Source organism: Roseobacter sp. TSBP12 (assembly GCF_009129705.1).
In the GTDB taxonomy this organism is placed as follows: Bacteria; Pseudomonadota; Alphaproteobacteria; order Rhodobacterales; family Rhodobacteraceae; genus Celeribacter; species Celeribacter baekdonensis_A.
In genome coordinates, this window is record NZ_PYIB01000028.1 from 126,913 (window position 1) to 152,599 (window position 25,687).

General features: G+C 54.7%; 22 protein-coding genes, 1 tRNA gene and 2 pseudogenes. 12 read left to right on the forward strand and 13 right to left on the reverse strand.

All coding sequences use genetic code 11. The annotated features are described in order from the left end of the window. Positions 1 to 130 precede the first annotated feature (130 nt). From C8029_RS08930 to C8029_RS08965, 8 genes are all read left to right on the forward strand, one after another. A tRNA-Leu gene (locus tag C8029_RS08930) sits at positions 131 to 217 on the forward strand. Positions 218 to 399: 182 nt separating this feature from the next. After that, positions 400 to 1,011: a ribonuclease D gene (locus C8029_RS08935; RefSeq protein ID WP_152002774.1), complete on the forward strand. Its 612-nt coding sequence runs from the start codon at positions 400 to 402 to the stop codon at positions 1,009 to 1,011. A 35-nt stretch (positions 1,012 to 1,046) separates the two neighbouring features. Then, positions 1,047 to 2,009, forward strand: a complete 963-nt coding sequence (locus C8029_RS08940) for a KpsF/GutQ family sugar-phosphate isomerase (protein WP_009570314.1) — start codon at positions 1,047 to 1,049, stop codon at positions 2,007 to 2,009. 9 nt (positions 2,010 to 2,018) lie between these two features. Beyond that, on the forward strand, positions 2,019 to 2,618 hold the full coding sequence (lptC, locus tag C8029_RS08945) for an LPS export ABC transporter periplasmic protein LptC (protein WP_009570315.1): 600 nt from the start codon (positions 2,019 to 2,021) through the stop codon (positions 2,616 to 2,618). A 17-nt stretch (positions 2,619 to 2,635) separates the two neighbouring features. Continuing rightward, entirely contained in the window at positions 2,636 to 3,139 is a 504-nt protein-coding gene (gene lptA, locus C8029_RS08950; RefSeq protein WP_152002775.1) for a lipopolysaccharide transport periplasmic protein LptA, read from the forward strand. Further along, positions 3,139 to 3,870, forward strand: coding sequence for an LPS export ABC transporter ATP-binding protein (gene lptB / locus C8029_RS08955; protein ID WP_009570317.1), 732 nt, complete (start codon positions 3,139 to 3,141; stop codon positions 3,868 to 3,870). The genes lptA and lptB overlap by 1 nt, the downstream gene beginning before the upstream one ends. A 246-nt stretch (positions 3,871 to 4,116) precedes the next feature. Next, a complete protein-coding gene (hpf, locus tag C8029_RS08960; protein WP_009570318.1) occupies positions 4,117 to 4,692 on the forward strand; it encodes a ribosome hibernation-promoting factor, HPF/YfiA family in 576 nt (191 codons plus the stop codon). A 43-nt stretch (positions 4,693 to 4,735) separates the two neighbouring features. Continuing rightward, positions 4,736 to 5,200: a PTS sugar transporter subunit IIA gene (locus C8029_RS08965; RefSeq protein ID WP_009570319.1), complete on the forward strand. Its 465-nt coding sequence runs from the start codon at positions 4,736 to 4,738 to the stop codon at positions 5,198 to 5,200. A 138-nt stretch (positions 5,201 to 5,338) separates the two neighbouring features. On the opposite strand, the gene C8029_RS08970 is transcribed toward C8029_RS08965, so the two are convergent. The 8 genes and pseudogenes from C8029_RS08970 to cysQ form a co-directional block, all read right to left on the reverse strand. Further along, positions 5,339 to 6,769 (reverse strand): hypothetical protein, encoded by a 1,431-nt coding sequence (locus C8029_RS08970; protein WP_009570320.1) that lies wholly within the window; start codon positions 6,767 to 6,769, stop codon positions 5,339 to 5,341. A 3-nt stretch (positions 6,770 to 6,772) separates the two neighbouring features. After that, a complete protein-coding gene (locus C8029_RS08975) occupies positions 6,773 to 8,470 on the reverse strand; it encodes a DUF5927 domain-containing protein (protein ID WP_152002776.1) in 1,698 nt (565 codons plus the stop codon). Beyond that, the gene (locus C8029_RS08980; protein WP_152002815.1) at positions 8,467 to 9,453 is read right to left on the reverse strand and encodes a glycosyltransferase family 2 protein; all 987 of its coding nucleotides are present in this window, start codon (positions 9,451 to 9,453) and stop codon (positions 8,467 to 8,469) included. Before C8029_RS08980 ends, C8029_RS08975 begins: the two co-directional genes overlap by 4 nt. Before the next feature lie 238 nt (positions 9,454 to 9,691). Further along, positions 9,692 to 10,708 carry a glycosyltransferase family 2 protein gene (locus C8029_RS08985; protein WP_152002777.1) on the reverse strand — a complete coding sequence of 339 codons (1,017 nt, stop codon included), beginning with the start codon at positions 10,706 to 10,708 and terminating at the stop codon, positions 9,692 to 9,694. 33 nt (positions 10,709 to 10,741) lie between these two features. Continuing rightward, positions 10,742 to 11,727 (reverse strand): annotated as a pseudogene (gene galE, locus C8029_RS08990) (UDP-glucose 4-epimerase GalE). A 9-nt stretch (positions 11,728 to 11,736) separates the two neighbouring features. After that, complete coding sequence (locus C8029_RS08995; protein WP_009570325.1) at positions 11,737 to 12,633, reverse strand: UTP--glucose-1-phosphate uridylyltransferase; 897 nt, start codon at positions 12,631 to 12,633, stop codon at positions 11,737 to 11,739. A 187-nt stretch (positions 12,634 to 12,820) separates the two neighbouring features. Then, on the reverse strand, positions 12,821 to 13,621 hold the full coding sequence (locus tag C8029_RS09000; protein ID WP_009570326.1) for a 3-deoxy-manno-octulosonate cytidylyltransferase: 801 nt from the start codon (positions 13,619 to 13,621) through the stop codon (positions 12,821 to 12,823). Further along, positions 13,621 to 14,418 carry a 3'(2'),5'-bisphosphate nucleotidase CysQ gene (gene cysQ, locus C8029_RS09005; protein ID WP_009570327.1) on the reverse strand — a complete coding sequence of 266 codons (798 nt, stop codon included), beginning with the start codon at positions 14,416 to 14,418 and terminating at the stop codon, positions 13,621 to 13,623. Before cysQ ends, C8029_RS09000 begins: the two co-directional genes overlap by 1 nt. 132 nt (positions 14,419 to 14,550) lie before the next feature. Here cysQ and C8029_RS09010 point away from each other — a divergent pair, with 132 nt between their 5' ends. Further along, the gene (locus tag C8029_RS09010) at positions 14,551 to 15,369 is read left to right on the forward strand and encodes an ABC transporter permease (protein WP_009570328.1); all 819 of its coding nucleotides are present in this window, start codon (positions 14,551 to 14,553) and stop codon (positions 15,367 to 15,369) included. Between the two features lie 6 nt (positions 15,370 to 15,375). Here C8029_RS09010 and C8029_RS09015 read toward each other — a convergent pair whose 3' ends face one another. Next, positions 15,376 to 15,987, reverse strand: coding sequence for an alpha-ketoglutarate-dependent dioxygenase AlkB (locus C8029_RS09015; RefSeq protein ID WP_152002778.1), 612 nt, complete (start codon positions 15,985 to 15,987; stop codon positions 15,376 to 15,378). A gap of 212 nt (positions 15,988 to 16,199) precedes the next feature. Here C8029_RS09015 and dnaK point away from each other — a divergent pair, with 212 nt between their 5' ends. The 3 genes from dnaK to radC all read left to right on the forward strand — a co-directional run bounded on the left by dnaK (position 16,200) and on the right by radC (position 20,214). After that, entirely contained in the window at positions 16,200 to 18,119 is a 1,920-nt protein-coding gene (gene dnaK, locus C8029_RS09020; protein WP_009570331.1) for a molecular chaperone DnaK, read from the forward strand. Positions 18,120 to 18,201: 82 nt separating this feature from the next. Next, positions 18,202 to 19,359: a molecular chaperone DnaJ gene (gene dnaJ, locus C8029_RS09025; RefSeq protein ID WP_009570332.1), complete on the forward strand. Its 1,158-nt coding sequence runs from the start codon at positions 18,202 to 18,204 to the stop codon at positions 19,357 to 19,359. An 87-nt stretch (positions 19,360 to 19,446) separates the two neighbouring features. Continuing rightward, a complete protein-coding gene (gene radC, locus C8029_RS09030; protein ID WP_009570333.1) occupies positions 19,447 to 20,214 on the forward strand; it encodes a RadC family protein in 768 nt (255 codons plus the stop codon). A gap of 4 nt (positions 20,215 to 20,218) precedes the next feature. On the opposite strand, the gene C8029_RS09035 is transcribed toward radC, so the two are convergent. The 4 genes and pseudogenes from C8029_RS09035 to secA form a co-directional block, all read right to left on the reverse strand. Continuing rightward, complete coding sequence (locus C8029_RS09035; protein WP_152002779.1) at positions 20,219 to 21,787, reverse strand: phosphate ABC transporter substrate-binding/OmpA family protein; 1,569 nt, start codon at positions 21,785 to 21,787, stop codon at positions 20,219 to 20,221. A gap of 33 nt (positions 21,788 to 21,820) precedes the next feature. Continuing rightward, the gene (locus tag C8029_RS09040; RefSeq protein ID WP_152002780.1) at positions 21,821 to 22,789 is read right to left on the reverse strand and encodes a hypothetical protein; all 969 of its coding nucleotides are present in this window, start codon (positions 22,787 to 22,789) and stop codon (positions 21,821 to 21,823) included. Positions 22,790 to 22,923: 134 nt separating this feature from the next. After that, positions 22,924 to 23,205 carry an SEC-C metal-binding domain-containing protein gene (locus tag C8029_RS22955; protein WP_353617597.1) on the reverse strand — a complete coding sequence of 94 codons (282 nt, stop codon included), beginning with the start codon at positions 23,203 to 23,205 and terminating at the stop codon, positions 22,924 to 22,926. Positions 23,206 to 23,214: 9 nt separating this feature from the next. Continuing rightward, positions 23,215 to 25,625: pseudogene (gene secA / locus C8029_RS09045) on the reverse strand (preprotein translocase subunit SecA); the annotation flags it as partial. Positions 25,626 to 25,687: the final 62 nt, after the last annotated feature.

Genomic DNA, 25,687 nt, shown 5'->3' on the forward strand with positions numbered 1-25,687 from the left:
ATGCCAATTACCGCTTTTCTTTAGCTTTTAGAGCGGAAATGAACAAGACGCTATTGCTGTTCCACAAATCCTTTAAAATCGTCGTTGACAGTGCCCTTCAGGCCTATTACATCGCGGCTCTACGACACCTGCCCAGGTGGCGGAATTGGTAGACGCGCTAGCTTCAGGTGCTAGTATTGGCAACGATGTGGAGGTTCGAGTCCTCTCCTGGGCACCACCACTTTCCGATGGGAAAGTGTCGATCTAACTCAAAATCAACTCGGTACTGGCCGGATCATCCAAACTTCTTTGGCCGGATCAAACCACTTTCCCGACATCAAAGAGTGCGATCTCTTGCCCCGGATAGGCAGAATGCGTATTGACAGGCGACAGCCAGATTTAGCGCAAAGGCCCCTCTCCATGGCGAATTTCCTTTATAAAAATGACCTCCCCGATGATCTCGATCTTGGTCCGATTGTCGCCATTGATTGTGAAACCATGGGGCTGAACCCACATCGGGATCGTTTGTGCCTTGTGCAAATGTCCGGCGGGGACGGCAATGCGCATTTGGTTCAGGTTGCGCGCGGCCAAACCGAGGCCCCCAACCTGTGCAAAATGTTGGCCGACCCCAATGTGTTAAAGCTGTTCCATTTCGGCCGTTTCGATATTGCCGCGATGTATCACGCCTTTGGCACCGTGACCGAACCGGTCTATTGCACCAAAATCGCCTCCAAGCTCGTTCGCACCTTCACTGATCGGCATGGGTTGAAAAACCTGCTAGAGCAGCTTTTGAAGGTCGATATTTCCAAATATCAGCAAATGAGCGATTGGGGGGCCGAAGACCTCACAAATGCTCAGCTCGACTATGCCGCCTCCGACGTCTTGTACCTGCACCAACTGCGTGACAAGCTCAACGTGATGCTGGAACGCGAAGGCCGGATGGAGATCGCTCAGGCCTGTTTCGACTTCTTGCCAACGCGGGCCAAATTGGATCTCGAAGGCTGGCCCGAGATCGACATTTTCACCCACTGATCTGCTCTTGCCCATCTGCCACTGAGGAGGTCGCCATGACCCAATCGGACGCCTTTATCGCCACCGCCCAGCGCGTGATCCGCCTCGAAGCCGAGGCGCTGACCCAATTGGCCGAGGGCATCGGTGCAAATTTTGCCGAAGCTGTCGGGCTTATCCTCGCCGCCAAAGGGCGTACGATTGTCACAGGCATGGGCAAATCCGGCCATATCGCCCGCAAAATTGCCGCCACTCTGGCCTCCACGGGCACGCCTTCGCATTTCGTCCATCCCGCCGAAGCCAGCCATGGCGATCTTGGCATGATCGGCAGCGACGATGTCTGTCTGGTTCTGTCCAACTCCGGCGAAACGCCTGAACTTGCCGATCTCATCACTTACACCCGCCGGTTCAAAATTCCGATGATCGGCGTCGCCTCGAACCCGGACAGCTCGCTGATCCGCGCCTGTGATGTGGCGCTGGTCCTGCCGAAAATGCCCGAAGCCTGTGGTCACGGCATCGTACCAACGACCTCGACCACAATGACACTGGCACTCGGCGACGCTATTGCCGTTGCTCTGATGGAGCAACATGCTTTCACTGCCGACAACTTCCGGGTCTTGCATCCCGGTGGCAAACTGGGTGCACGCCTGACCAAGGTCCGCGCGTTGATGCATGAAGACATGCCCTTGGTGACAGCCGAGACGCCAATGCGGGATACGCTTGCAGAGATTTCCGCAAAGGGTTTTGGCGTTGTCGGCGTGGTTGACGCCCAAGGCCATCTGACGGGCATCATCACAGACGGCGATTTGCGCCGCAACATCGACGGACTGCTTGATAAAACCGCAGGCGACATCATGACCGCCGCGCCGATGACCATTTCCCCCGACGCCTTGGCCGAAAAAGCCGTGGCGCGAATGGATGAGCGGGCGATCACCTGTCTTTTTGTGCGGGATCCTGCCGAAGATGGCCGTCCTTGCGGGATTTTGAAAATACAGGACTGTCTTCGCGCTGGCGTCGTGTAAGACAGCCCTATGGCGCGGTTTGACAACAGCTATTCTCGTTTCGTGGCGCTCGCAAAGATCGTCCTCCCCCTGGCCAGCCTTGTGGTATTGGCCACGCTGTTTTTGTTTGCACGCGGGCGCGAGTTCGAAATGTCCATTCCCTATGCGCAAGTCGATTTAGAAACACTGGCGCGCGAACAACGTGTGGATGGTCCGGCCTATGCGACAGTGACCAAAGATGGTGCGCAGTTGGAATTGTCTGCCGATCAAGTTCGCCCAGACCTGTCCACTCAGGACGTGGTAAATTCTTCCGCCATCCGTGGTGCCCTGCGCATTCCCGGCAATGGCTCCGTTACACTTCAGGCCAACGACGGCGTGATTGACGGGCCTGGCAAAATTGCTGAACTGTCAGGTCAGGTGCAAATCAAAACATCAACGGGCTACACGATCCACTCTGATCGGATCGCGACGATGCTTGATGTCTCCAACATCGAAAGCCCCGGCACGGTTACAGCCGACGGACCAACCGGGCATCTGACCGCCGGGGCCATGCAAATCTCACATGATGAGGGGACGGACACCTACCTTCTGGTTTTCAAGGACGGTGTAAAGCTGGTATATCAACCGTGAATTTAAAGGAAAAAACCGTGCGCATCATTCAAACCCTGTCCCTGAGCGTCGCGCTGATCATTGCATTGGCATTTCAAAGCCTGCCCGTGATGGCTCAAAGCGCGCAGATTGCGTTCGGCGGATTAAAGCACGACAGTTCGCAGCCCGTCGAAGTGACCTCCGACCAATTGAGCGTCGATCAAGCAACCGGAAAGGCACTTTTCGCCGGCAATGTCGTGATCGGCCAAGGCACGCTGCGACTGACGGCGCAAACAGTTGAGGTTGTTTATGCCAAAACCGGCGGCACAATCGCCCGGCTTTTGGCCTCTGGCGGTGTGACGATCACCAATGCGGGCGAAACGGCAGAAGCCGCACAGGCCGAATATGACCTCGAATCATCAACTGTTCTGCTCACGGGCAACGTGCTTTTGACCCAAGCGGGCAGCGCCCTTTCGGGCGAACGCATGCTGATTGATCTCAACACTGGCACCGGCCGCATGGACGGACGCGTGAAAACCATACTCCAGCCTGGGAATAAGTGATGTCCGACACAACCGGGCTAAAGGTCCGCAACCTGCGCAAAGGCTATCGCAAACGCACCGTGATCCGCGATGTGTCGCTTGATCTTGGCCGTGGGGAGGTCGTGGCACTACTGGGTCCCAACGGGTCAGGCAAAACCACCTGTTTCTATTCTATCGCAGGTCTTGTAATGCCGGAAGCTGGAGAGATCACGGTCGATGGCCGCAACATCACGCTTTTGCCGATGTACCGTCGCGCCAAAATGGGCATTGGATATTTGCCGCAAGAGGCCTCGATTTTTCGCGGTCTTTGTGTTGAGGACAATATCCTCGCGATCCTCGAAGTCTCCGAATCCGACCCCCTCGTGCGGCGCGAAAAACTTGAGGAACTGCTGTCCGAATTCTCGATCTCTCACCTGCGGCGCGCGCCCGCCTTGTCGCTCTCCGGGGGCGAGCGGCGCCGCGTCGAAATCGCGCGCTGTCTGGCCTCTGACCCCTCCTATGTGCTTTTGGATGAACCCTTTGCCGGCGTTGATCCTATCGCGGTGGCGGAAATTCGCGGACTTGTGTCCGATCTCAAGAATCGTGGCATTGGCGTGTTGATTACCGATCATAACGTTCAGGAAACGTTAGGAATTATTGATCGAGCCTATATTTTGCATGATGGTCAGGTGTTGATGTCCGGCACCACCGAAGACATCGTTGCGGATGAAACTGTACGCCGTGTTTACCTTGGCGACAATTTCCGGATCTGAACGCGGGTTTCGATTGACATTGACCTAGATTCTGCCGCCAAATGTAACCGATGCATGACGCGCGTTTCACAGTCTGCGCCACGGCAAATCAAAGCCTCAGGGCGCCAAAGCACCACCCCGACACACCGTCAGGGTCCTATGGCGAACGCATGCATTCAATTCCCGCTTTATACAAGAACCCAAGGCCCTGTCAGACGCCAGAGGAGGCGTCGAGCATATAGGTCCCAAAGAAAGAAGGAGGTATCAATGCGGTACCAAATCAGCGGAAAACAAATCGACATCGGCACAGCCCTTCAAACGCATGTGAAGACGGAGCTGGGCACCGTTCTTGATAAATACGCACAGCGTCCGACTGACGCGAATGTCGTGTTTTCAAAAACTGGGGCAGAATTCAATTGCGAGGCCGTGGTTCACCTGTCCAGCGGCCTGACCGCACAGGCCAGTGCGCATGCTCATGAAATCTACGCAGCCTTTGATGAATGCGCAGAAAAAATGGACAAACAACTGCGCCGTTATAAGCGCCGTTTGAAAGATCACCACAAGGATCGCTCCGAGCCGGTTGAACTCTTCGGCGCTTCCCAGTATATCCTCGCCGCGTCTGACCATGATGAGGATCAGGAACCTGAAAGCCTTCAGCCGATGATCATCGCTGAAATGGAGGCAAAGATTCCGACCCTGACGGTTGGCGAAGCAGTGATGCAAATGGAATTGGCTGGTGCTCCTGTTCTTGTGTTCCACAAGGATGGGAAAACCGGAGTAAACGTGGTCTACCGCCGTGCCGATGGCAACATTGGTTGGGTTGACCCTAACAACGCGACATAACAAAACTGACCCGCCTCGACGGGTCGGGGCGGGTACATTTCATATGGATATATCTAAGATCTTGAATCCGCAGGCCATCAAATTGGTCGGAAAGATGACGAGCAAGAAACGTCTCTTTCAGGATCTCGGGGAGATCGCTGCAAGTGCCTATGGCCTGTCGCTCAATGACACGGTGGATGCCTTGCAAGACCGCGAAAGCCTTGGCCCAACAGGTGTGGGGCATGGCGTTGCTTTGCCTCATGCGCGCATTGAGGGGTTGGACCGTGTGGTCGGGGCGTTTATGCGCCTCGAAAACCCGATGGATTTCGATGCCGTGGACCGGCAGCCCGTCGACCTGATTTTCGCCCTTTTTGCCCCGGCGGAATCCGGTGTGGATCACCTCAAAGCACTGGCGCTTGTGTCGCGTACAATGCGCGATGGGGACATCTGCGCCAAACTGCGCGCCAATGGCGAGGCCACGACCCTTCATGCCATTTTGACTGAAGGGCCAAAAACCAAAGCCGCTTAAAATCGGCCTGTGGCGTTTCAGACCTGCCACAGGTCATTTCGAAATTGGGCCCTCTCAACCAAATTTCAAAACGCGTTCAAGGGCCAAAACCATCCGCACGTCACCCCAAGTTTTGCGGCCCCTGTGTCGCGAAACACTTTAGGTTTGTGACCAAGGTTTAAAGCCAAACATCATGTAATCGCGCTGGTAGGCCGCCCGAACGGCGTCCTCGACCTCTTCGTCGTAGATATCTGCAAGCGTGTAGGGACTATCGTCCCGCTGTGCGGGAACGGCAATCGCAGACACTCCAACACTCGCCCCTAGGCGATCAAGATCCTCGGTCAGGCTTTCCTCTCGTATGATGACGTCAGGCAGAGAGAAATCCGCAAAACCTTTGATCACTTCGGATTGTGACGCCCATGTCCCATCCACCCGTATGGAGGTTTGGCCGTTGAGATTGCCTTTGACGAAGTCCGCGAATTTCAGAAACGCTTCGCGGTGCTGGTCGCGACCATAGGATGCGTCCGGCTGACCCACTGGGATGGGTAACTTATAAATGTCACGCAATACCTCGCGGATTTCTACGTAGGTCAGCGCACTGATATTCAAAATATATCGGCAAAACGTCCGATGTAGCCGCAAGGCCGGATGTGTAATCACCGTAAAGCTGCGATGCCCTTTGTTTTGCCGCTTCCACTGACGGAGCGTCTTTTGGGTAAACTCTTGGGTCAAAGCCGCTGGGTCGATCCTATCCAGACCGGCCAGCCACGCCTGCACCGCTTGCTCCGGGCCACTGCGCACCGGCATATAAAGCAAAGGTACCGATTGACCGGCCAGATAGGTCGGCACCCCAGGACCGCGACGCGGTTCGAAATTTGGCGTGTTGGACAGGTTGAAGTGGTCGACGCTGGACAGGTTGGCCACCATCTCCGCGTAGTTCACAACCTTATCCTCAAGACGCGACGGGTTTTGAACCTTGGTCTTTTGCGTGGTCTTGCCCCGCTCCTCACTCACACCAAGGAAACGTGCCAACCCGTTGAGGACTTCAATGTCCTGAATGTCGTCATAATTGATATAAAACGCAGTCTGGCCAGAGGTTTGCAGCGCGCGCTGAAGCGAAAGCTGAAACCCCTTGAGTTCATCCAAAAGCCCTGAGAATTCACGTTTATCAAAAACTATCTTGGCCGATTTAGCATCCTTCAAATCGCCAAGCCGCCATTGTCCGGTCTTGTCCGCGATCTTGCGCGACACATAGCTGTCCAGCGGGTTGCGGGTGAGGATGATCTTGGCGCATTTCGAATCCTTCAGGACATGTGCCAGAATGCGCGGGTCGTGATCGTGGAAAAACCGAAATCCAGCCAACCCCTTGGTTGCATCCCGCATTTTATGCAGCAAAAGCGTCGGGTCCGCTTCGCGCATGATCAGGCTTACGCCCAGCATTTCTTTCTGTTTCGACTTGCCGATAAAGGCCGGATTGAACGCCTCGCCCCAACATGTCAGCCCAGGATAGGAATTGACGTTTTCTTCGAGAAAATTTGACCCGGTTCGCATTTCTGCGAAAATTACGAAATAGTCGTACTGATGAGACATGCGCTACTTTACCAAATAGGGCCGTTTGCTATCGCGGGGGCGGGCATCGGGCGCGTTGCCCATGGGAAAATCGCCCATGAGGTGGGGCTTCATCCCCTGATTTTTCAGATTTTGCAGGAACTGGCCAAAGCCTGTCAAATCCCGCATCTTGGGGGCTTCGGTCAACCGGCGGACATTGCGCGGACCGATCTCATCAATGATCGCCTGCAAAGGCTCCATACGGCTTTCGATAAAATCCGCCATGGTCCAAATCCGCACGCGCGCTTTGACATGTTGGGACCGCAGGATGGCGATATGCTCCGCCTCGATCCGTTGTAACCGCGCGGCCTCCCGACGAATATCAGAGAAATTGCGATTTGAACGGAACAGGGTCACAGCCCAAGCCCCGGTGATCACCGAAATCTGAGCGTTTGGATCGGTGGCGATGAGCCAGTTGATCTCCTGATTGTCGCGAGGTCCGAACATAAAACACTGCCGCTCGCCCCGGGTGTTCCAGATCAGCGAGGTGAGAAAGCCGCAGGGGTTATAATCCCTCAAGGCCGCATGGTTCGAAAGCGCGCCAGAGAACACCTTTTGATCGCCGGCGAACTCAACACCGTCAGGATCAAAAAGATGACCATGCACCCGCGCACCGACCGCACGCGCCAGCCATTCATCAAACTCCTCGAACAGATCAGAGAAGCCCTCAAACACGGAATAGGGCGCACTGGTTTTGTCTTGACCCTGACCATGCCCCGGCATCCGGCTTTGCATATATAGCCCCTCGCGCCCCATCGTCCGACGCTCCACAGCCTTTGAAAAGATGCGGTCTATTTTGCCCGGATTGGGCTCGGCCCCCTTCATCGGGTTGCTGTCAGAGTTCAAAAACGTTGTGTACAAACGATCCGCCCGGGGCCAGATTTTGCGCGCCACAAAGCAATCCGAGCGCCGCAGAAGTTGCAGGTGATCATCATAAAAAATATGCGGTTTGCCCTGATAGTCGAACTTCGACAGAGTCAAAGACCGGCTCTCGATATTGTTGGAATAGAGCCGCACCAAGGTTTGGTAATAGCTTTCATCCGGGATCCAGACCTTTTTGAAATAGCTGTCATAGGCCTTGCGATCCGGGTCTTCGAGAATGGCGGAGAGGGTTTGACGCGTCAGGCACCACCATTGCGAGCCAAGATGCGGAACCAAACCGTCCGGAATTTTGCGTTTATACCGGATTTTGCGTTGAAGCGTGACGTAGCGGTCAAACAACCACCGCCGCTTTTTCCACGAAAACGGGAACCGGAGCGTAAAGCGTTCGGCGTCCAGCCCGCCCACAGTCCAAGGCACATCCTCGGTTGTGACGCTTTCGATAAAATTCGTCATCGGCCGCGCCGCAAGATATTGTTTCAAATCCTCTACGGGCCGCAGCGGCAAACAGGAGCCGGACGACAGGTAGACATGGCGCACATTGCGAAACCGGTCGAGCATCAGCTCTGAGGCGGCTTGTGAGGCGGCGACGAGCGACCAGGTTCCCCAATCGCACGCATGGCGTTTACTAAAAATCACCGTGTCGAGATCAGAGAGACTATCGACAAAGGGTTGATAGACATCCTTTTTCACCCGGCGATCCACATGGATCACAACCGGGCAGCCATGGCTTGCCCAATGACGCGCAACCTGTTCGGCGCGATCAAGGGCGGTATGAACAAGCATTACAAACCCGACCGTCATGCCCAGTTGCCCTTGGACATAAGACCGAGAATCTCAAGTTGCCGCCAATTGATGTATTTTTCAGACCAGTTACACCACAAGTCAGGATCATCTTTGATCCGACTCATGTAGGCAAGATATTCGCGACTTCCGGCATAATGCTGACGGCGCTTCAATTCCTCTTCGGTCTTTTGCACGAATGTATTGAGAAACTTGGCGTGTAACAGCACGCCAGAGGCCATTTCACCGCCATTGCTGTCGTAGACTTTATTCAGGCGTTTCGGCAAAAGCATATGAGTCGAATGCAGATACACATAGCTGCGATCCCATTTGACCAATGGAATTTTGTTCAAAGATGGCGCGTTGAACGGGTCGTTGTGAAAAAAAAGCCGCGCGCGCGGGCCGCCCTGAATCCACAGGTTTTCATACTCCCAGTTGGTTGAAAGCATGTAGTTTCCGCTGTCAAACCATTCGGCAATCTCAAACGGATTTTGGCCCTCAATATAGGGCTGCGCATCGACCGGTCCTTTGGGGTACATGTCAATCAACATGGCCGAAAAACTGCGCAGGCCGGAATTATCGAGCCAATCGGTCAAGGCCGGGATCGGACGGGTGTCGCAAAAGGGAAAGGCGAAAAACTCGTCCACATCAACGGTCAGCGTCCAATGTCCGTGGCAATATTTGCGCGCGAGCGCATTCATCCAATGCACGCCAAACAGCGATTTTCGATAACTTGCCGTGGTGTGCCAGATCGACACATCCTCTTGGCCGATGAGAAATTCCCGCGAGCCATCGTCACTGTCATTGTCGACAAAAAGAAAATGGGACACGCCCATGTCCCTGTAATATTTCATAAAATACGGCAACCGGATGCGTTCATTGCGCAGCGTACAGACCAGAAGGACGTCATTTTTTTTGATCCGGTCGGTGTGATTTTGCAGACAAGTCAACTCTCGGCTTTTCCGATATGCTCGGATAAGCCGATGCTTGCGCCGAAGTCTCAGGCGATATTGCCGTAGCCGACTCACTTCAGCCCTTTTCCATTTCGCTCAGGGTTTCTCTTTTACCTCAGCTATCACACAAACTTTAAGACCCGCCTCACCCACCCACATTTTAAAGGTGCTTTGGATTGTTTTCTTATGTTTCTGTAATGCGTCTTTTCCTATTTTAAATAGGGGTTTATTCAGTTTTCGTAAACAACACATTGTAAATTTTGAAACAATTATTGGCGCACCCTCTGACCTAACGCCATGCGCCACGTGTCAAAATTCCATCCTCTTCAAGGCCCTGCCATCCATGATACCGGACACCATCCTCAGACCAAAGAGTGGGGTCTCTTGCAACGGCCGCATAATAGTCATCATATTTATGGGGGTTTAAGTGATACTCACGGAGCAGGTTGTCTTGCCGCGCCTTTTCCATCATGTCCGGTAGAAACTTGCTATGAAGCAAAGCCCCTGTCGGCAAATCCAGACGTGCGTCAAATCCACAGTTTAGTTCACGTGGCAGAACCACATGAGTTGAACTCACATAAGCAAATCGCCCATGCCATTTGACCAAGGGGGTCTTATGCAGATGTGGAGCGATGTTCGGCTGATCTTTAAAAAAGACCCGCGCACGTGGCCCCCCTCGTATGGAAATATCATTGTATTTCGCTTGCATTTCCCAAGTATAGTTATGCGCATCATAATAAGGCAAAACATCCCAAACTGGCTGCCCCTCCTTATAACTGACCGCGCTGATGGGACCGTCTCCATACAAATCCAACATCATCGCGGAAAACACCCGACAGCGTCGAGTGTCGAGCCAGGCGGTCAGATCATGTAGGGTTCGCGTTTCATTGAAGGGGATTATCAACGCCTCATCAGCGTCCAAAGTAAGGCACCAATGATCGTGACCGTAACGCATCAAAAGACTGTTGATCCAATCCATTCCGAACCGCGCGTCACGGTAGCTTTGATCTGTTCTCCATAATGAAACATCCGGTTGACGGAGCAGATAGTCTGATGTTCCATCAGTGCTGCCATTATCAATGATCAGAAAATGCAAAATGCCCAAGGCACGGTGGTGATCGAGAAAATAGGGAAGCCGCAGCCTCTCATTGCGCACAGTCGCAAAGGCAAGGATATCACCCTTGCGGATTTTGGCCGTGCGCAGTTGCACGGCTTCCAATTCGCGGCGTTTGATCCATGCCCGAGCAAGAAGATACCGGCGCTTGTGTCGTAGCCGGTATTTCCTCCAAAGATCGTAAACTGGCATTCAAACTCCCCACTGAAAAATCCACATTGTGGATCATTTTTCGTAGTGGCCAGTTTGATGCCATTTCCACGCATGATCAATCATCGTGGCAAGATTCGAGCGCTCAGGGGCCCATCCAAGCTCCTTGATCGCACGCGCCGAGCCAGAGACAAGTTTGGTACAATCGCCAGGACGGCGATCCCCCTCGACGATGGGCACATCTTTGTTGGTCACAGCGCGGGAATGATCCACGACGTCACGCACCGAAAATCCCACACCAGTGCCCAGATTGAACACCCGGCTGCCTTTGCCGTTTTCAAGCCATTTGAGACCCAAAACATGGGCATCGACCAGATCACAGACATGGACATAATCGCGGATACAGGTGCCATCCGGCGTGTCATAATCCGTGCCGAAAATCGTCAAAGCGGCGCGTTTGCCCGCGATCGCATCCAACATCAGCGGGATGAGATGGGTTTCCGGCTGATGGAACTCGCCCACCTCGCCGTCGGGATCACAGCCAGCCACGTTGAAGTAGCGGAAAATCACATGGTTAAGGTCGTAGGCCGCGCCAAAGTTTTCCAGAATGTCTTCGATCGCGCGCTTGGACGCCCCGTAGGAGTTGATCGGGAGCTGTACAGAGTCCTCATCCAACACCACGTTGTCCTGATCGCCATAGGTGGCACAGGTGGAGGAAAACACAAAATGCGGACACCCCGCCGCCACCGCCGCTTCGACCAACGTCAAAGAGCCGATGACGTTGTTACGCCAGTATTTCCCCGGATCTGACATGCTTTCGCCAACCTGGGAAAAAGCGGCGAAATGCATCACGGCGACGGGTTTATATTTGGCAAAGACCTCGTCAAGGCGGGCACGATCCAAAAGATCACCCTTCTCAAATGGGCCAAATTTCACCGCATCTTCCCAACCCGTCGACAGGTTGTCAAAAGTCACAGGCTGATAGCCCGCGGCCCGCAGCGCCTTACACGCATGCGAGCCGATATAGCCGCTCCGCCGGTTACAATAACGGATTTGGTCATGGATGGACCTTACTGTGCAGCAGTGCGCATGGAGGACAGGGTATCAAGATACTCCTGAAGCTCATCACGCAACTCAGGGCGCGACAGGCCGAAAGAAATCGTCGCCTGAAGGAAGCCCGCCTTGGACCCGCAATCAAACCGCTGACCCGCGAAGCGATAGCCGTACACGCCGCGATCCGTGTCGATCTCGTCGGCAATCGCATCGGTCAGCTGAATTTCACCGCCGGCGCCCGCTTTCATCTGGTTGAGGTTTTTCATCACATTGGGCGAAAGAATATAACGACCGATCACCGCAAGGTTGGACGGTTCTGTGCCGGGCGCAGGTTTTTCGACCATGCCTTTGGCCGAAACATAGGCCCCCATGTCCTCTTTGATGTCGAGCACACCGTAGGAGGACACTTTGTCATCGGGGACTTCCATGGCCGCAACCATAGAGCCGCCAATTTCTTCATAGGCTTCGACCATCTGTTGCAAACACGGCTTATCCGCCGCAATCACGTCATCCGGCAGAATCACAGCAAAGGGTTCTTTCGGGTCCAAAAGACGGCGCGCGCACCATACAGCGTGACCAAGGCCCAGCGCTTTGTGCTGGCGGATATAGGCAATCGCACCACTGTCCATATTGGTCATTTTCAGGGTTTCCAGAAGCCCATCTTTGCCCTTTTTGCGCAGCTCTTGTTCAAGGACGGGAGAATGATCAAAGTAGTCCTCAAGCGCGCCCTTTCCGCGCGAGGTGACAAAGATGAACTCCTTAATTCCGGCCGCCCGCGCTTCATCAATGGCGTATTGAATCAAGGGACGATCGACAAGCGTCATGATTTCCTTCGGAATGGATTTGGTCGCAGGTAAAAACCGCGTCCCCAAACCCGCCACGGGAAAGATCGCTTTCGTCACTTTACGTGTCATCTTTACTCCTCTGGGCTCGCACCATTGAGCCCTTAAATTGAACTTTGCCAAAGCGACCTTAATGTTTTCCGGTCATAAGGTCAGCACTGGTCTTTAGCTTTCGCAGTTTATTGCCACAGTTTTACTACTGTGCCTTGTTAGCACACAGATACAGATCAAAAAACGATCATATGGCGCATAAATTCCCCTAAGACGCGCCCATCTCAGACAGCATTGCCTCAAGACGCGGAACGTCTTCGGGGTTGTTCAACTCCCAAAATTGCCGCCCACGAGATTCGACCTCGACACACAGAACGGGCCGCTCTTGTTCCAAGAAGCGGAGTTGCTCCAAACCTTCGAGGCTTTCCAAGGGGCCCGTCGGCCATTTGGGATAAGCTGCCAATGCGGAGGGGCGATAGGCGTAGACGCCAACATGGTGAAACACCGGCGTTTCTTCGTCATCCGCGTAGGTTTTAGAGGTATAGGGAATCACCTCTTTTGAAAAATAGAGACCCTTGTGATCACTCCCAAACACGGCCGTCGTTCCGCCCACGCGTCCCGCCCGCCGGTCCTCAAGAAACCCGTTCAAAGCCCGGCCATCACAGCGCAACACCGGAGTGGCAACCTCCGCTGTCGGGTGCGCCCGCAAACCCGCCACGAGGTCTTCGACAAACCAGGCGGGGGTCAGCGGCGCATCGCCCTGAAGATTGACCACAATGTCATAACCGCCACCGAGATTTTCCAAGGCCTCGGCACAGCGTTCAGTGCCATTGGCGCAGGCCTCTGAGGTCATCACAACCTCCGCCCCAAAGGCTTCGGCGGCCGTGCGAATGCGGTCATCATCCGTTGCAACAACAACCCGGTCCACACCGGACACCGCAATTGCGGCATCCCAACTGCGCCGGATGAGGGATTTCGCCTCCCCCGTGGCCCCGGTCAACTCAACAAGCGGTTTGCCCGGATAGCGCGTTGACGCGTACCGGGCGGGAATCACAATCAGAACGGACATCAGGCGTCTTTCAGCTCAACACCGGGAGCATAGGCAATGAAGAACGGATTGGCGTAATCTTCTTTGCCATAGGTCAGAGGCGTGTGATCATCAAAGCGCACCACATCGCCACCGGCCCCAAGCAAAACCGCATGTCCGGCAGCCGTATCCCATTCCATCGTACGTCCAACGCGCGGATAAAGATCGGCCTCTCCCGTTGCCACAAGACAGAATTTAAGCGACGAACCCGCAGATTTGCTGTCTTTCGCTTTGTATTTGGCAAGGTAATCTTCGGTTGCCTGATCACGGTGCGATTTCGAGGCCACGATCATCAAGGCGTCATTGTCCGGCGTCGACACGGACATCTTTTTCATTTCACCCGGCGCCGAGGCTTCAAACGGGCCAATTTCCTCATAGGACTGCCCGCTTGCATCGGTGATAAACAGGCGATCCTTGGCAGGCGCGTAAACCACACCGCGCAGCGGCACACCCTTCTCGACATAAGCAATGTTCACGGTGAAATCGCCACGACGCTGTACAAATTCTTTAGTGCCATCAAGCGGGTCAACGATAAGGAACGTATCCGATTTCAACTGATGCGAGGCAGATTGTTCTTCGGTGATCAGGGTCACATCGGGGAAAGCGGCCCGCAACCCTGCGGAAATCAATGCATCCGCAGCTTCGTCGGCTTCGGTCACCGGGCTTTCGTCCGATTTTGTTTTCACTTCAAAATCATCGGCATTGTAAATCTCAAGAATCTTCTCACCAGCTTCGATTGCCAGACTGCGCATGAGGGGGATAAGTTTTTCGAAATCCAAGGGTTTGCTCCTGATTTATGTCACATGTGTTTTCATTGAAAGAAAACCTCAACAACCTTATGCTATGTCGGCATGGGAACAACAAGAAATCCCGAAGAAACAGGCGCGATTAACCTACAGGACACATGAACGATGTTTCATTACGCAAAAAGCCGAAGCGGGTTCTCAGCCGCGCTGACGATCCTGAGGCTTATTTTCGTGAACACCGTGCGTCATGTCCGAAAATCACACGGAAACCCGCTTCTGGGTCTGATTTCGAATATGACACAGGCGATGATTCTCGTGTTTGTTTTTACCTTTATGTACAGCATTCTCGGTATCCGTGGCGTCGCGATCAGAGGAGATTTTATGCTATTCATCATGTCCGGGATTTTCCTGTTTCTGACGCATAACAAAGCCATTGGCGCGGTTGCCGGTGCGGAAAATTCCACCTCGCCGATGATGCAACACGCGCCGATGAACACCGCCATTTCCATCGCCTCCGCCGCTCTCAGCACCCTTTACATCCAGGTCCTATCAGTCGCGGTGATCCTCATCGTCTATTCCTTGGGCTGGGGAGAGGTGCATTTTCAGGATGCCGCTGGCGCTTTTGGGATGTTGCTTATGGCCTGGGCCTCCGGATCCGCCATCGGCACTGTGGTTTTGGCTGCCAAACCATGGGCCCCGCGCATGGTGGGCATCGTGCAAACAGTCTACACCCGCGCCAATATGTTTACCTCCGGCAAGATGTTCGTCGCCAATCAAACACCGGGCTACATGCTTGCCTTTTTTTCGTGGAACCCGCTGTTTCACACCATTGACCAGGCCCGCGGCTTTACCTTCGTCAATTACAACCCGCATTACAGTTCGGTCCTTTACCCAGCTGTCTTTTCAATGATCTTTGTCACCATCGGGCTGCTTGCCGAATTTTTCACCCGCAAACGCGTGTCGCTGAGCTGGGGCGCGCGGTGATCGCGGTCACGTCACAACGCGCAATGTCAGATTGAGACGACCCCCATCACGCAAAAGCGTGCTGGTGCCAGTCTTGATCCGATCAATGCCGTGATACAACAGGCGCGCTTCACCGTTCATGACCACCACATCGCCGGACTGCAACCAAACGCTTTCCGTTTTGCCACCACGGGTCGCCTGACCAACCCGAAACAGCGCCTCATCCCCCAGGGAAATCGACACAACAGGTTGGCCAAAATCCATCTCATCGCGATCCTGATGCATCCCCATTTTCGCACCTTCGCCGTAAAAATTGACCAAACAGCACTCAGGCGACCGCTCTGTGCCCGCAACCTGCTCCCAAATGGTGAGAACCCGTTTCGGAATGGGCGGCCAGTTTTGCCCATTCGGATGCCGATCGGCATAGCGATACCCCGCTTTATCCGAGACCCAGCCAAACCGCCCCGCAGAGGTCGTACGCACAGACATCGGCTTTCCATAAGGCGTCATCGGCGAAAAGAGCGGCGCGCGCCGCGTCACCTCGCGCAGATCTTCAATGATTGCCTTTTGATCCTCTGCCGCAATAAGCCCCTTATAAATGCGCATCCCACGCAGACTTAATGCCTTTGGTCGATCCATTTTCCCCCTCCTTTGTCATTTTCCTCTGAAATGACTCCATTTTTCCTGTCCCTGAGCGCCTTGCACAACTTGCAGGGGGCCAAACGCCTCCTTATATACGCCGAGAAGCAATGATCGGTTCGGATATTCTGATCGGTCAAGATCACTGGGATCAACGGCGGGTGCCAAAATGGGCCCCTCGTTTTAACATCGCCTAAGAGAGGATTTTGAGCATGGCCAAAGTCATCGGTATCGACCTCGGGACCACCAACTCCTGCGTTGCCATCATGGATGGTTCGCAACCCCGGGTTATTGAAAATGCTGAAGGTGCACGTACCACGCCTTCGATCGTCGGCTTTACCGACAATGAACGCCTCGTTGGTCAAGCGGCCAAACGTCAGGCTGTGACCAACCCTGAGAACACAGTGTTCGCCGTCAAACGTTTGATCGGTCGTCGCGTCGGTGACGCCGAAGTGGAAAAGGACAAGAGCCTCGTTCCCTACAGCATCGTCGATGGCGGCAATGGTGACGCTTGGGTTGAAGTGCGTGGCGACAAATATTCGCCTTCGCAAATCTCCGCCTTTATTCTCGGCAAGATGAAAGAAACCGCCGAGTCCTATCTCGGCGAAGAAGTGACCCAGGCCGTCATCACGGTTCCGGCTTACTTTAACGACGCCCAACGCCAAGCCACCAAAGACGCCGGTAAGATTGCTGGCCTCGAAGTGCTGCGGATCATCAACGAGCCGACAGCTGCGGCTTTGGCCTATGGCCTCGACAAATCCGAAACCAAGACCATCGCAGTCTATGACCTTGGCGGCGGGACATTCGACGTGACCATCCTCGAACTCGGTGATGGCGTGTTTGAAGTGCAGGCCACCAACGGCGACACATTCCTTGGTGGTGAAGATTTCGACATGCGCATCGTGAACTACCTCGCGGGTGAGTTCAAAAAAGAGCATGGCGTCGATCTGACCAAAGACAAAATGGCCCTTCAGCGCCTCAAAGAAGCTGCTGAAAAAGCCAAGATCGAACTGTCGTCCTCCAGCCAGACCGAGATCAACCAGCCGTTCATTTCCATGGACCCGTCCTCCGGCACGCCGCTTCACCTCGTGGTCAAACTGACCCGTGCGAAGCTGGAAAGCCTTGTGAACGACCTGATCAAAAACTCGATCAAACCGTGCCAAGCTGCGCTCAAAGACGCTGGCCTGTCCACCTCTGACATCGACGAAGTCGTGTTGGTTGGCGGGATGACCCGTATGCCGAAAGTCATCGAAGAGGTGACCAAATTCTTCGGCAAAGAGCCGCACAAAGGTGTGAACCCGGACGAAGTAGTTGCCATGGGCGCCGCCATTCAGGCCGGCGTATTGCAAGGTGACGTGAAAGACGTGTTGCTGCTTGATGTGACCCCGCTGTCCATCGGCATCGAAACGCTGGGTGGCGTGTTCACCCGTCTGATCGACCGCAACACCACGATCCCGACGAAGAAGTCGCAAATCTTCTCCACCGCCGAGGACAACCAGTCCGCCGTGACACTTCGCGTGTTCCAAGGTGAGCGCGAAATGGCCGCCGACAACAAAATGCTGGGCCAATTCAACCTCGAAGGCATCCCGCCCGCACCGCGCGGCATGCCGCAAATCGAAGTGACCTTTGACATCAACGCCGACGGTATCGTCGAAGTGGGTGCCAAAGACAAAGGCACCGGCAAAGAGCAAAAGATCACGATCCAAGCCTCTGGTGGCCTCTCCGATGAGGACATCGAGAAAATGGTCAAAGACGCCGAGGCAAATGCCGACGCCGATAAGGCCCGCAAAGCATTGGTCGAAGCGAAAAACCAAGCCGAAAGCCTCATTCACTCGACTGAAAAGGCGATCGAAGAGCACAACGACAAGGTTGATCCGACCACCGTTGAAGCCATCGAACTTGCGATTGCTGCGCTCAAAGATCAGCTTGAAACCGAAGACCCGGATAAAATCCGTTCGGGCATTCAAAACGTGACTGACGCTGCCATGAAGCTCGGTGAGGCCATTTATAAGGCTGAACAGAGCAAAGCGGGCCAAGGCGACGATGTCGATATGGATGACGGTCCGTCGTCTGTTGATGATGACATCGTTGATGCCGATTTCGAAGATCTCGGCGGCGACAAGCGCTCCTAACGCGTATCAGGGACCGATTGGCCGGTTCGAACCATCGAACCGGCCTCTCCCGTTTTAGGGCGTTCCCGAAAGGACCAAATCCATGGCAAAACGCGATTTCTATGAGGTGCTTGGCGTCAACAAAGGCGCGGATGCTGGGGAATTGAAAAAAGCCTATCGCAAAAAAGCGATGGAATTTCACCCCGACCGCAACAAAGACAACCCCGAGGCAGAGGCCAAGTTCAAAGAAGCGAACGAAGCCTACGACACGCTCAAAGACCCCGATAAAAAGGCCGCCTATGACCGGTTTGGTCATGCCGCTTTTGAACAGGGTGGCATGGGCGGTGGCGGGCGTGCTGGCGGTGGCTTTGGTGGCGGTCATGGCGATTTCTCGTCGGCCTTCTCCGACGTGTTCGATGACCTGTTTGGCGATTTCATGGGCGGTCAACGCGGCGGTCAGCGGTCGCGTGCGCAACGCGGTGCAGACCTACGCTACGACATGCGTATCACCTTAGAGGAGGCCTATAAGGGCGCGCAAAAGACCATCACTGTCCCGACCTCCGTTGCCTGCACGGGCTGCAGCGGCACAGGCGCTGCGAACGGTGCCGAACCGCAAACCTGTCCGTCTTGTTCGGGCATGGGCAAGGTCCGCGCGCAACAGGGCTTTTTCACCGTTGAACGCACCTGTCCGGCCTGTGGTGGTCTGGGGCAGACGATCAAAGACCCCTGCCCCGATTGTCGTGGTGCTGGGCGCATTGAAAAAGAGCGCTCTCTGTCTGTGAACATTCCCGCAGGTGTCGAAACAGGCACGCGCATTCGCCTAGCTGGCGAAGGCGAGGCAGGGCTTCGTGGCGGTCCCACGGGTGATCTCTACATTTTCATCGAGGTGCGGTCGCACAATCTGTTTGAGCGCGACGGCGTGCATTTGCATTGCTCTGTCCCCGTATCTATGGCCACGGCGGCGCTTGGTGGTGACATTGAAGTTCCGACCATTGATGGCGGGCGTTCTCGCGTGAAAATCCCCGCAGGGAGCCAATCTGGTCGCCAAATGCGCCTACGCGCCAAAGGCATGCCTGCGCTGCGGGGAGGTGGTCAGGGTGACATGTTCATCGAGCTTTCGGTGGAAACGCCCGTCAATTTGACCTCGAAACAAAAAGAGTTGCTTCAGGAGTTTGAAAAGCTCGGTGAAGACCACAACAACCCGGAAAGTTCTAGCTTTTTCAAAAAGGTAAAGACTTTTTGGGATGGAATGAAAAGCTAAAACCTTTGGCTGGCGGCGTATATATCTATGCCGCCGGTTAAAAGCCGTTAACTACTTTTTTAGCGAATCGTGGGATGGATTCACTCCATGACCACAACACCGCACCCCTCCGCGTTTCGCGAAATGCCCGACTGGCTCTTCGATCTCGAAGAAGCCCGTCCCGTTGTCCTCCCCTCGCGTCCGCCAAGCTACCTGCGCAATCATAAAAAGCACCTTCAGGATCGCTTCTTTGATGGCGGCGCGCAGGCGATGCCGGATTATGAGCTTTTGGAACTCATCCTTTACCGCGCTCTTCCGCGTGCGGATGTAAAACCGATTGCGGCAACGCTGATCGAGAGTTTCGGCGATTTCAACCGCGTTATCTCCGCACCCATTTCCCGACTTTTGGAGATTGAGGGCGTCGATCTTGCCGTCGCCCAAGAGCTGAAAATCGTCGAGGCGGCGGCGCATCGTCTTGCCCGCGCCCGTGTCATGCAACGCCCGGTGATTTCAAGCTGGGATGCGGTTTTGGACTATTGCCACACCACCATGGCACATCGGGAAACCGAACAGTTTCGCGTGCTGTATCTGGATCGGAAAAACATCCTCATCGCCGATGAAGAACAGGCACGCGGTACGGTGGATCATGTGCCGGTCTACCCGCGTGAGGTGGTTAAAAGGGCGCTTGAACTCAATGCCTCTGCCCTCATTCTCGTCCACAACCATCCCTCTGGCGACCCGACGCCATCAGACGCAGACATCACCATGACCAACCAAATCCGCGATGCCGCAGAGGCGCTCGATATTCAGCTCCACGATCACCTGATCATTGGAAAATCGACTGAGCTGAGTTTTCGTGGGTCAGGCTATCTCTGATTTATTATAATTCTCTGAGCCAAATTTCCACCCGACGATTAAGTGACCGACCCCAAGCAACGTCATCGCAGGCAAGCGGCATGACTTCGCCATAGCCTTGGACGCTCAATCGTAGCCGATCTGGTTCAAAGGCTTCGCCAAGCGCACGACGCACGGCCAACAGCACAGCATTGGCGCGCCGCTCCGAGAGTGCGCGGTTGACTGGCGCGGCACCTTCGCCGTCGGAAAATCCCGCGAACATCAATTCTTTGCCGTCATAGACCCCCGCCTCAATCAGTTCCGCAAGCAAATGCACGTTGGACCGCGATTGCGCATCGAGACCGATGGCACCCCCTTCAAAGCGAAACCCCAAAGTCAGCCGTTTGGCCCCTTGCAGGGCCGCGGTCACATCTTGGAGATCATCGAGCGAGATTTCGTCTCCGGCATGGGTGATTGCATTGGCAAATCGGCGGCCCTGATCGCGGAACGACAGGTGGTCCACCCCTTGATCCACAAAAGCCGTGCGAGCAACGACAACCTGCGCTGCGGGCGATACAGCAAATTCAAGAAACTCTCGCGCCAATTTCGGCAAACGCCGCGCGGGTGTGTAGAGAAAGACGGGACGGGTCAGCGGATAGTCTTCGGTTTTGATGTCCGGCGCGATGGCTTGCGCTTCAAATCCACAAGCCCCCGTCAGCCCAAGCGGTTTAACCGACCCACCTGCCGACATCCGCCCCAATCCGATGGCATATGGGTCATGCTCAACCGCAGCACTCAAAGCGGCGTAGCTGTCATGTACGGTCAACTCATCTGTCGCAGATGCCCCTTTGGCAAGAATCATCCGGCGAAATTCACTGCCCTCTCGCAAATCGTCACGCATCACATGGCGCGACACGGGAGCATCAGCGCCACCAACTTCGCTCCAATTTGTGACCGACCCGGTATAAATATTGGACAGATCGGTGAGCGACAGCCCCTCAAGCAAGTTTGAACGCGACACGACAGGCACCAAAGCATCCAAACCAATCACGCGCGCGCGCAGGGGATCGGACAGATCGCCAACACCCGCCTCCTGCGCCAACGACCGCTCCATGGGAGACACTTTGCGCAACGACACAACAACATCGGTATTCTCGGAAACGAGATCCGCGAAACCTTCACCGCTTGAGGTCGGTGCGATCAGAAATTCGCCAACGACCAGTTTGCTCTCAGCGTCCAAAAGCAAAAGCGCCGTTTGACCATCGACCCCCGGCTCTTCCTCGACCACATAGCCATTGCGCAAGGCGAAAGCCGTAATCAAAGCAGGGACCAGGTCCGACATACCGGTGGGATCGCCAGACAGACGAATTTGGGCATAATACCCATCAAGTTCGGGACAGCCCGGCCCCTCACATTGCACGCCTGTACCGTCGACTGTCAGAACACCCAAATCCGTATCGACGCGGTAGAATTCCCCATCGAAACTCAGAAACGTGCCTGAGATTGAAATTGTCCCATCGCGTGACAGAAGGTTTACGTCTTGGGCTTGCGCCATGAGAGGCAAGAACAAGGAAAGGGTCAATGCGACGATTTTCGCCGCACTTTGACTGGACATGAGCGCTTAGCCTCGCATGAAAACCGGGGGCAATCAGTTGCTGGCGATTTTCAACTCTGGGACGATATTTTTCAACTGGATAAAGTCGCCAATCGCATGGCAATCCGGCATATCGACAAAAAAGCTCTGGCCTTTCGTAGGGGCGAAGGGCGCAATCTCAAATATCTTACCACCAATTTGGCGACCACAGGTGGCTTCTGTCACTTCAACTTCGACCACCAATGCGACATGGGTCTCGGTTTCCGCCCAATCAACAGGAAAAGAATAGATCTGAGAATGCGCGGCATGTGGCGCAACTTCGGAGCCTAATTCAATCATATAGCCGGAATGAGACGTTCTGGCGCGTGTGGGTTCCGAGGGCGCTTCGCTCCAAATATGACCCACAGCGCCAAACTCGGCTCCGTTTTCAAAAGCGTGCAACTGGAAATGAGCCTCGCCAATCCATTGCAAAACGACGCGGGAATAGGTGTCGATGGTGAAGACGTCCAAGCTGGTTTCAACCTGCGCACCGGATGCAAGCGTCGCCTCAAAGCGCGCAGATTTTTCTAAGGCGGGCACAGTCAGAAAGAGCTCGCCACTGGCATCCAGAAGGGCGGAAAACTGTAGAGCTGCATGAGTGAAGGTGACGGTTTGATCCGCCGCACAGGGCGCGGCCATAGTGAGTCCGACCATCGCATCCGCCATTGAAACGGCCTTTAAGCTGACGGGGCAAATGATGTCGTCCGAGGCCTGCAAAGCATCAGAGATCGCAGCAGGAGACAGGTGATTTTGCTCCAGGGCAGCCACGCGCAGCAGAGGGGATTCTTGTATAAGGGTTGGAGGTTTGACGACGAGCGCCGCGGGAGGAAGCGGTACACCCGACGCCAAAGACAGCGCTTGCCCAAGATTTTCATCGGTGGGATCAATGCGTGCCGCAATGGCGCCGCCTTGCATGACATATCCAATCGCAAAAGCGGCGAGCAGCGTGCCTACAGCAGTTAAAATTTTACCCTTAGGGAGCATTACATCCTCCACCAAACCCTTGACCATTTATTAAGGATGTAGCGGAGAAATCTGATTTTTCTGAGGTCCCATTGCGGCAAGAAAAAGCCCGCCTCCGGTGATCGAAAGCGGGCTAACCATTGTCAGTGAGTGATTTAAACAGCGCCGTGGCAGTGTTTGAATTTTTTCCCGGAGCCACAGGGGCAGAGATCATTGCGGCCTGGATTGCCCCAGGTTGTCACATCCGCCTCATCAAAACCGGGCGCAGCATCAAGGCTTAAATCAGCGTCTTGATCCGGGGCAACCGGTTGAGCACCCGCCGTCGCGGCCGCCTGCTGTTCCATAAGCTGTTGCAACATCGCGTTGCGCTCTTCGTCGGTCATCGGGCGCACACGCGACAGTTTTTGGGTCACTTCCGTGCGCAAGCTGTCGAGCATGGTTTCGAAAAGCTGGAAGCTTTCGTTTTTATACTCGTTGAGCGGATCACGTTGTGCATAGCCGCGGAAGCCAACAACAGAACGCAGATGTTCGAGCGTCATAAGATGCTCGCGCCATTTGGCGTCGATGGTGTTCAGCAGGAATTGCTTTTCGATCTGGCGCATTTGGTCGTCGCCAAAGGCCGCCGCTTTTTCCGCCATCATCGCATCGGACTGTTCAGCAATGCGATCAATGATTGCCTCATCATCGACGCCCTCTTCGTCCGCCCAATCTTGCACCGGGAGGCCCATGTTGAGAGTCTCAGCAATAGATTCCTGCAGTTTTGGAACATCCCATTGATCGGGATAGGATTTCGGTGGAATAGCCTCCGCGACCAGTTCTTCGATCACCTCGTGGCGCATATCCGCCACGATTTCATTCACGTCTGCGGCTTCCATGATGCCACGGCGCTGGGAAAACACCACCTTGCGCTGATCGTTCATTACGTCGTCGAATTTCAAAAGCTGTTTGCGGATGTCAAAGTTACGGCCTTCGACCTTCGCCTGTGCTTTGGCGAGGGATTTGTTGACCCAAGGGTGCACAATCGCCTCACCCTCTTTCATCCCCAAGGACGACAGCATTTTATCGAGACGATCAGAGCCGAAAATCCGCATCAGGTCATCTTCGAGAGACAAGAAAAACAGCGAGCGACCCGGATCGCCCTGACGGCCAGAACGGCCCCGCAACTGGTTGTCGATACGGCGGCTCTCGTGACGCTCAGTGGCCAAAACATAAAGCCCGCCCGCCTCAAGAACACGTTGCTCTTCGGCGGCGTGTTCTGCTTCAATCTGAGCGCGGATGGTGTCGGGATGAGCCTCTGGATTGGCGGCAAGCGCCTCCATCACCTTCATCTCAACGTTACCGCCGAGTTTGATGTCGGTCCCACGCCCGGCCATATTGGTCGCGATGGTCACCGCGCCGTATTTGCCAGCGTCCCCCACGATCTGTGCTTCTTGCTCGTGATGACGGGCGTTGAGCACATTGTGGACAATACCTTCTTTGGTCAAAAGTTTTGACAAATCCTCAGACTTATCAATCGAGGTGGTGCCAACAAGAACCGGCTGACCTTTTTCATGCGCTTCGCGGATGGACTCGACCACGGCGGCCAGTTTTTCCGCCTCCGTACGATAGACCCGATCATGCTCATCAAGACGTTGAATCGGACGGTTGGTCGGCACTTCGACCACCCCAAGTTTGTAAATCTCCATGAACTCTTCGGCCTCGGTGGCCGCTGTCCCGGTCATGCCGGACAGTTTTTCATAAAGACGGAAATAGTTTTGGAACGTCACCGATGCCATGGTGATGTTCTCGGGCTTGATTTCGACGCCCTCTTTGGCCTCGATCGCCTGATGGAGACCCTCCGACAGACGACGGCCCGACATCATACGCCCGGTGAATTCGTCGATCAACGCGACCTCACCGTTGCGCACAATGTAGTGAACGCCGTTCTGAAACAGCTTATGCGCCCGCAAACCTTGGTTCACATGGTGCACAATGGTGGTGCTTTCGGGATCGTAAAGCGTCTGACCCTCGGCCAAAAGACCCGCCTGATGCAGGCGCTGTTCGAGGAATTCGTTGCCCTCTTCGGTAAAGGTCACCTGACGAGTTTTCTCATCCAGCTCGAAATGCGCGTCGGTCAATTCCGGGATCAATTTGTCGATGGTCAGGTACAGCTCAGACCGGTCATCAGAGGGGCCGGAAATGATCAAAGGTGTGCGCGCCTCGTCGATCAGGATCGAGTCGACCTCATCGACGATGGCAAAATGATGCCCGCGCTGAACCATTTCACCCAGTTCGGATTTCATATTGTCGCGCAGGTAATCAAACCCAAGCTCGTTGTTCGTGGCATAGGTCACGTCACAGGCATAGGCCGCGCGTTTCTCGTTTTCGGGTTGCTGGCTATAGATTGAGGCGCAGGTCATCCCCAGCGCTTCAAACACATTCGCCATCCATTCAGAATCGCGTTTGGCCAAGTATTCGTTGACGGTCACGACGTGAACACCCTGACCGGACAGCGCATTGAGATAACAGGGGAAGGTCGCCACAAGCGTCTTACCTTCGCCGGTTTTCATCTCGGCAATGTTGCCTTCGTGGAGGAAAATCCCGCCCATCAACTGCGTGTCAAAAGCGCGCAGACCAAGCGCGCGCCGCGCCGCTTCGCGACAGTTGGCAAAGGCCTCCGGCAAGAGCGCATCAAGCTTTCGCCTTCGGCCACCCGCTTTCTAAATTCTTCGGTTTTTGCGATCAAACCGGCGTCATCGAGCTTTTCAAACTCTGGTTCCAGCCCGTTGATTTTAGCCACGAGAGGGCGGGTCGCCTTGATCTTGCGATCGTTAGGAGTCCCAAAAACCTTTTTCGCGAGTGTACCGATGCCCAGCATATTCTCTCCGCTCGATGCGTCCTGACAGGATCGTGTGAGAGGAGGGATTGCCCCAGTGCCAT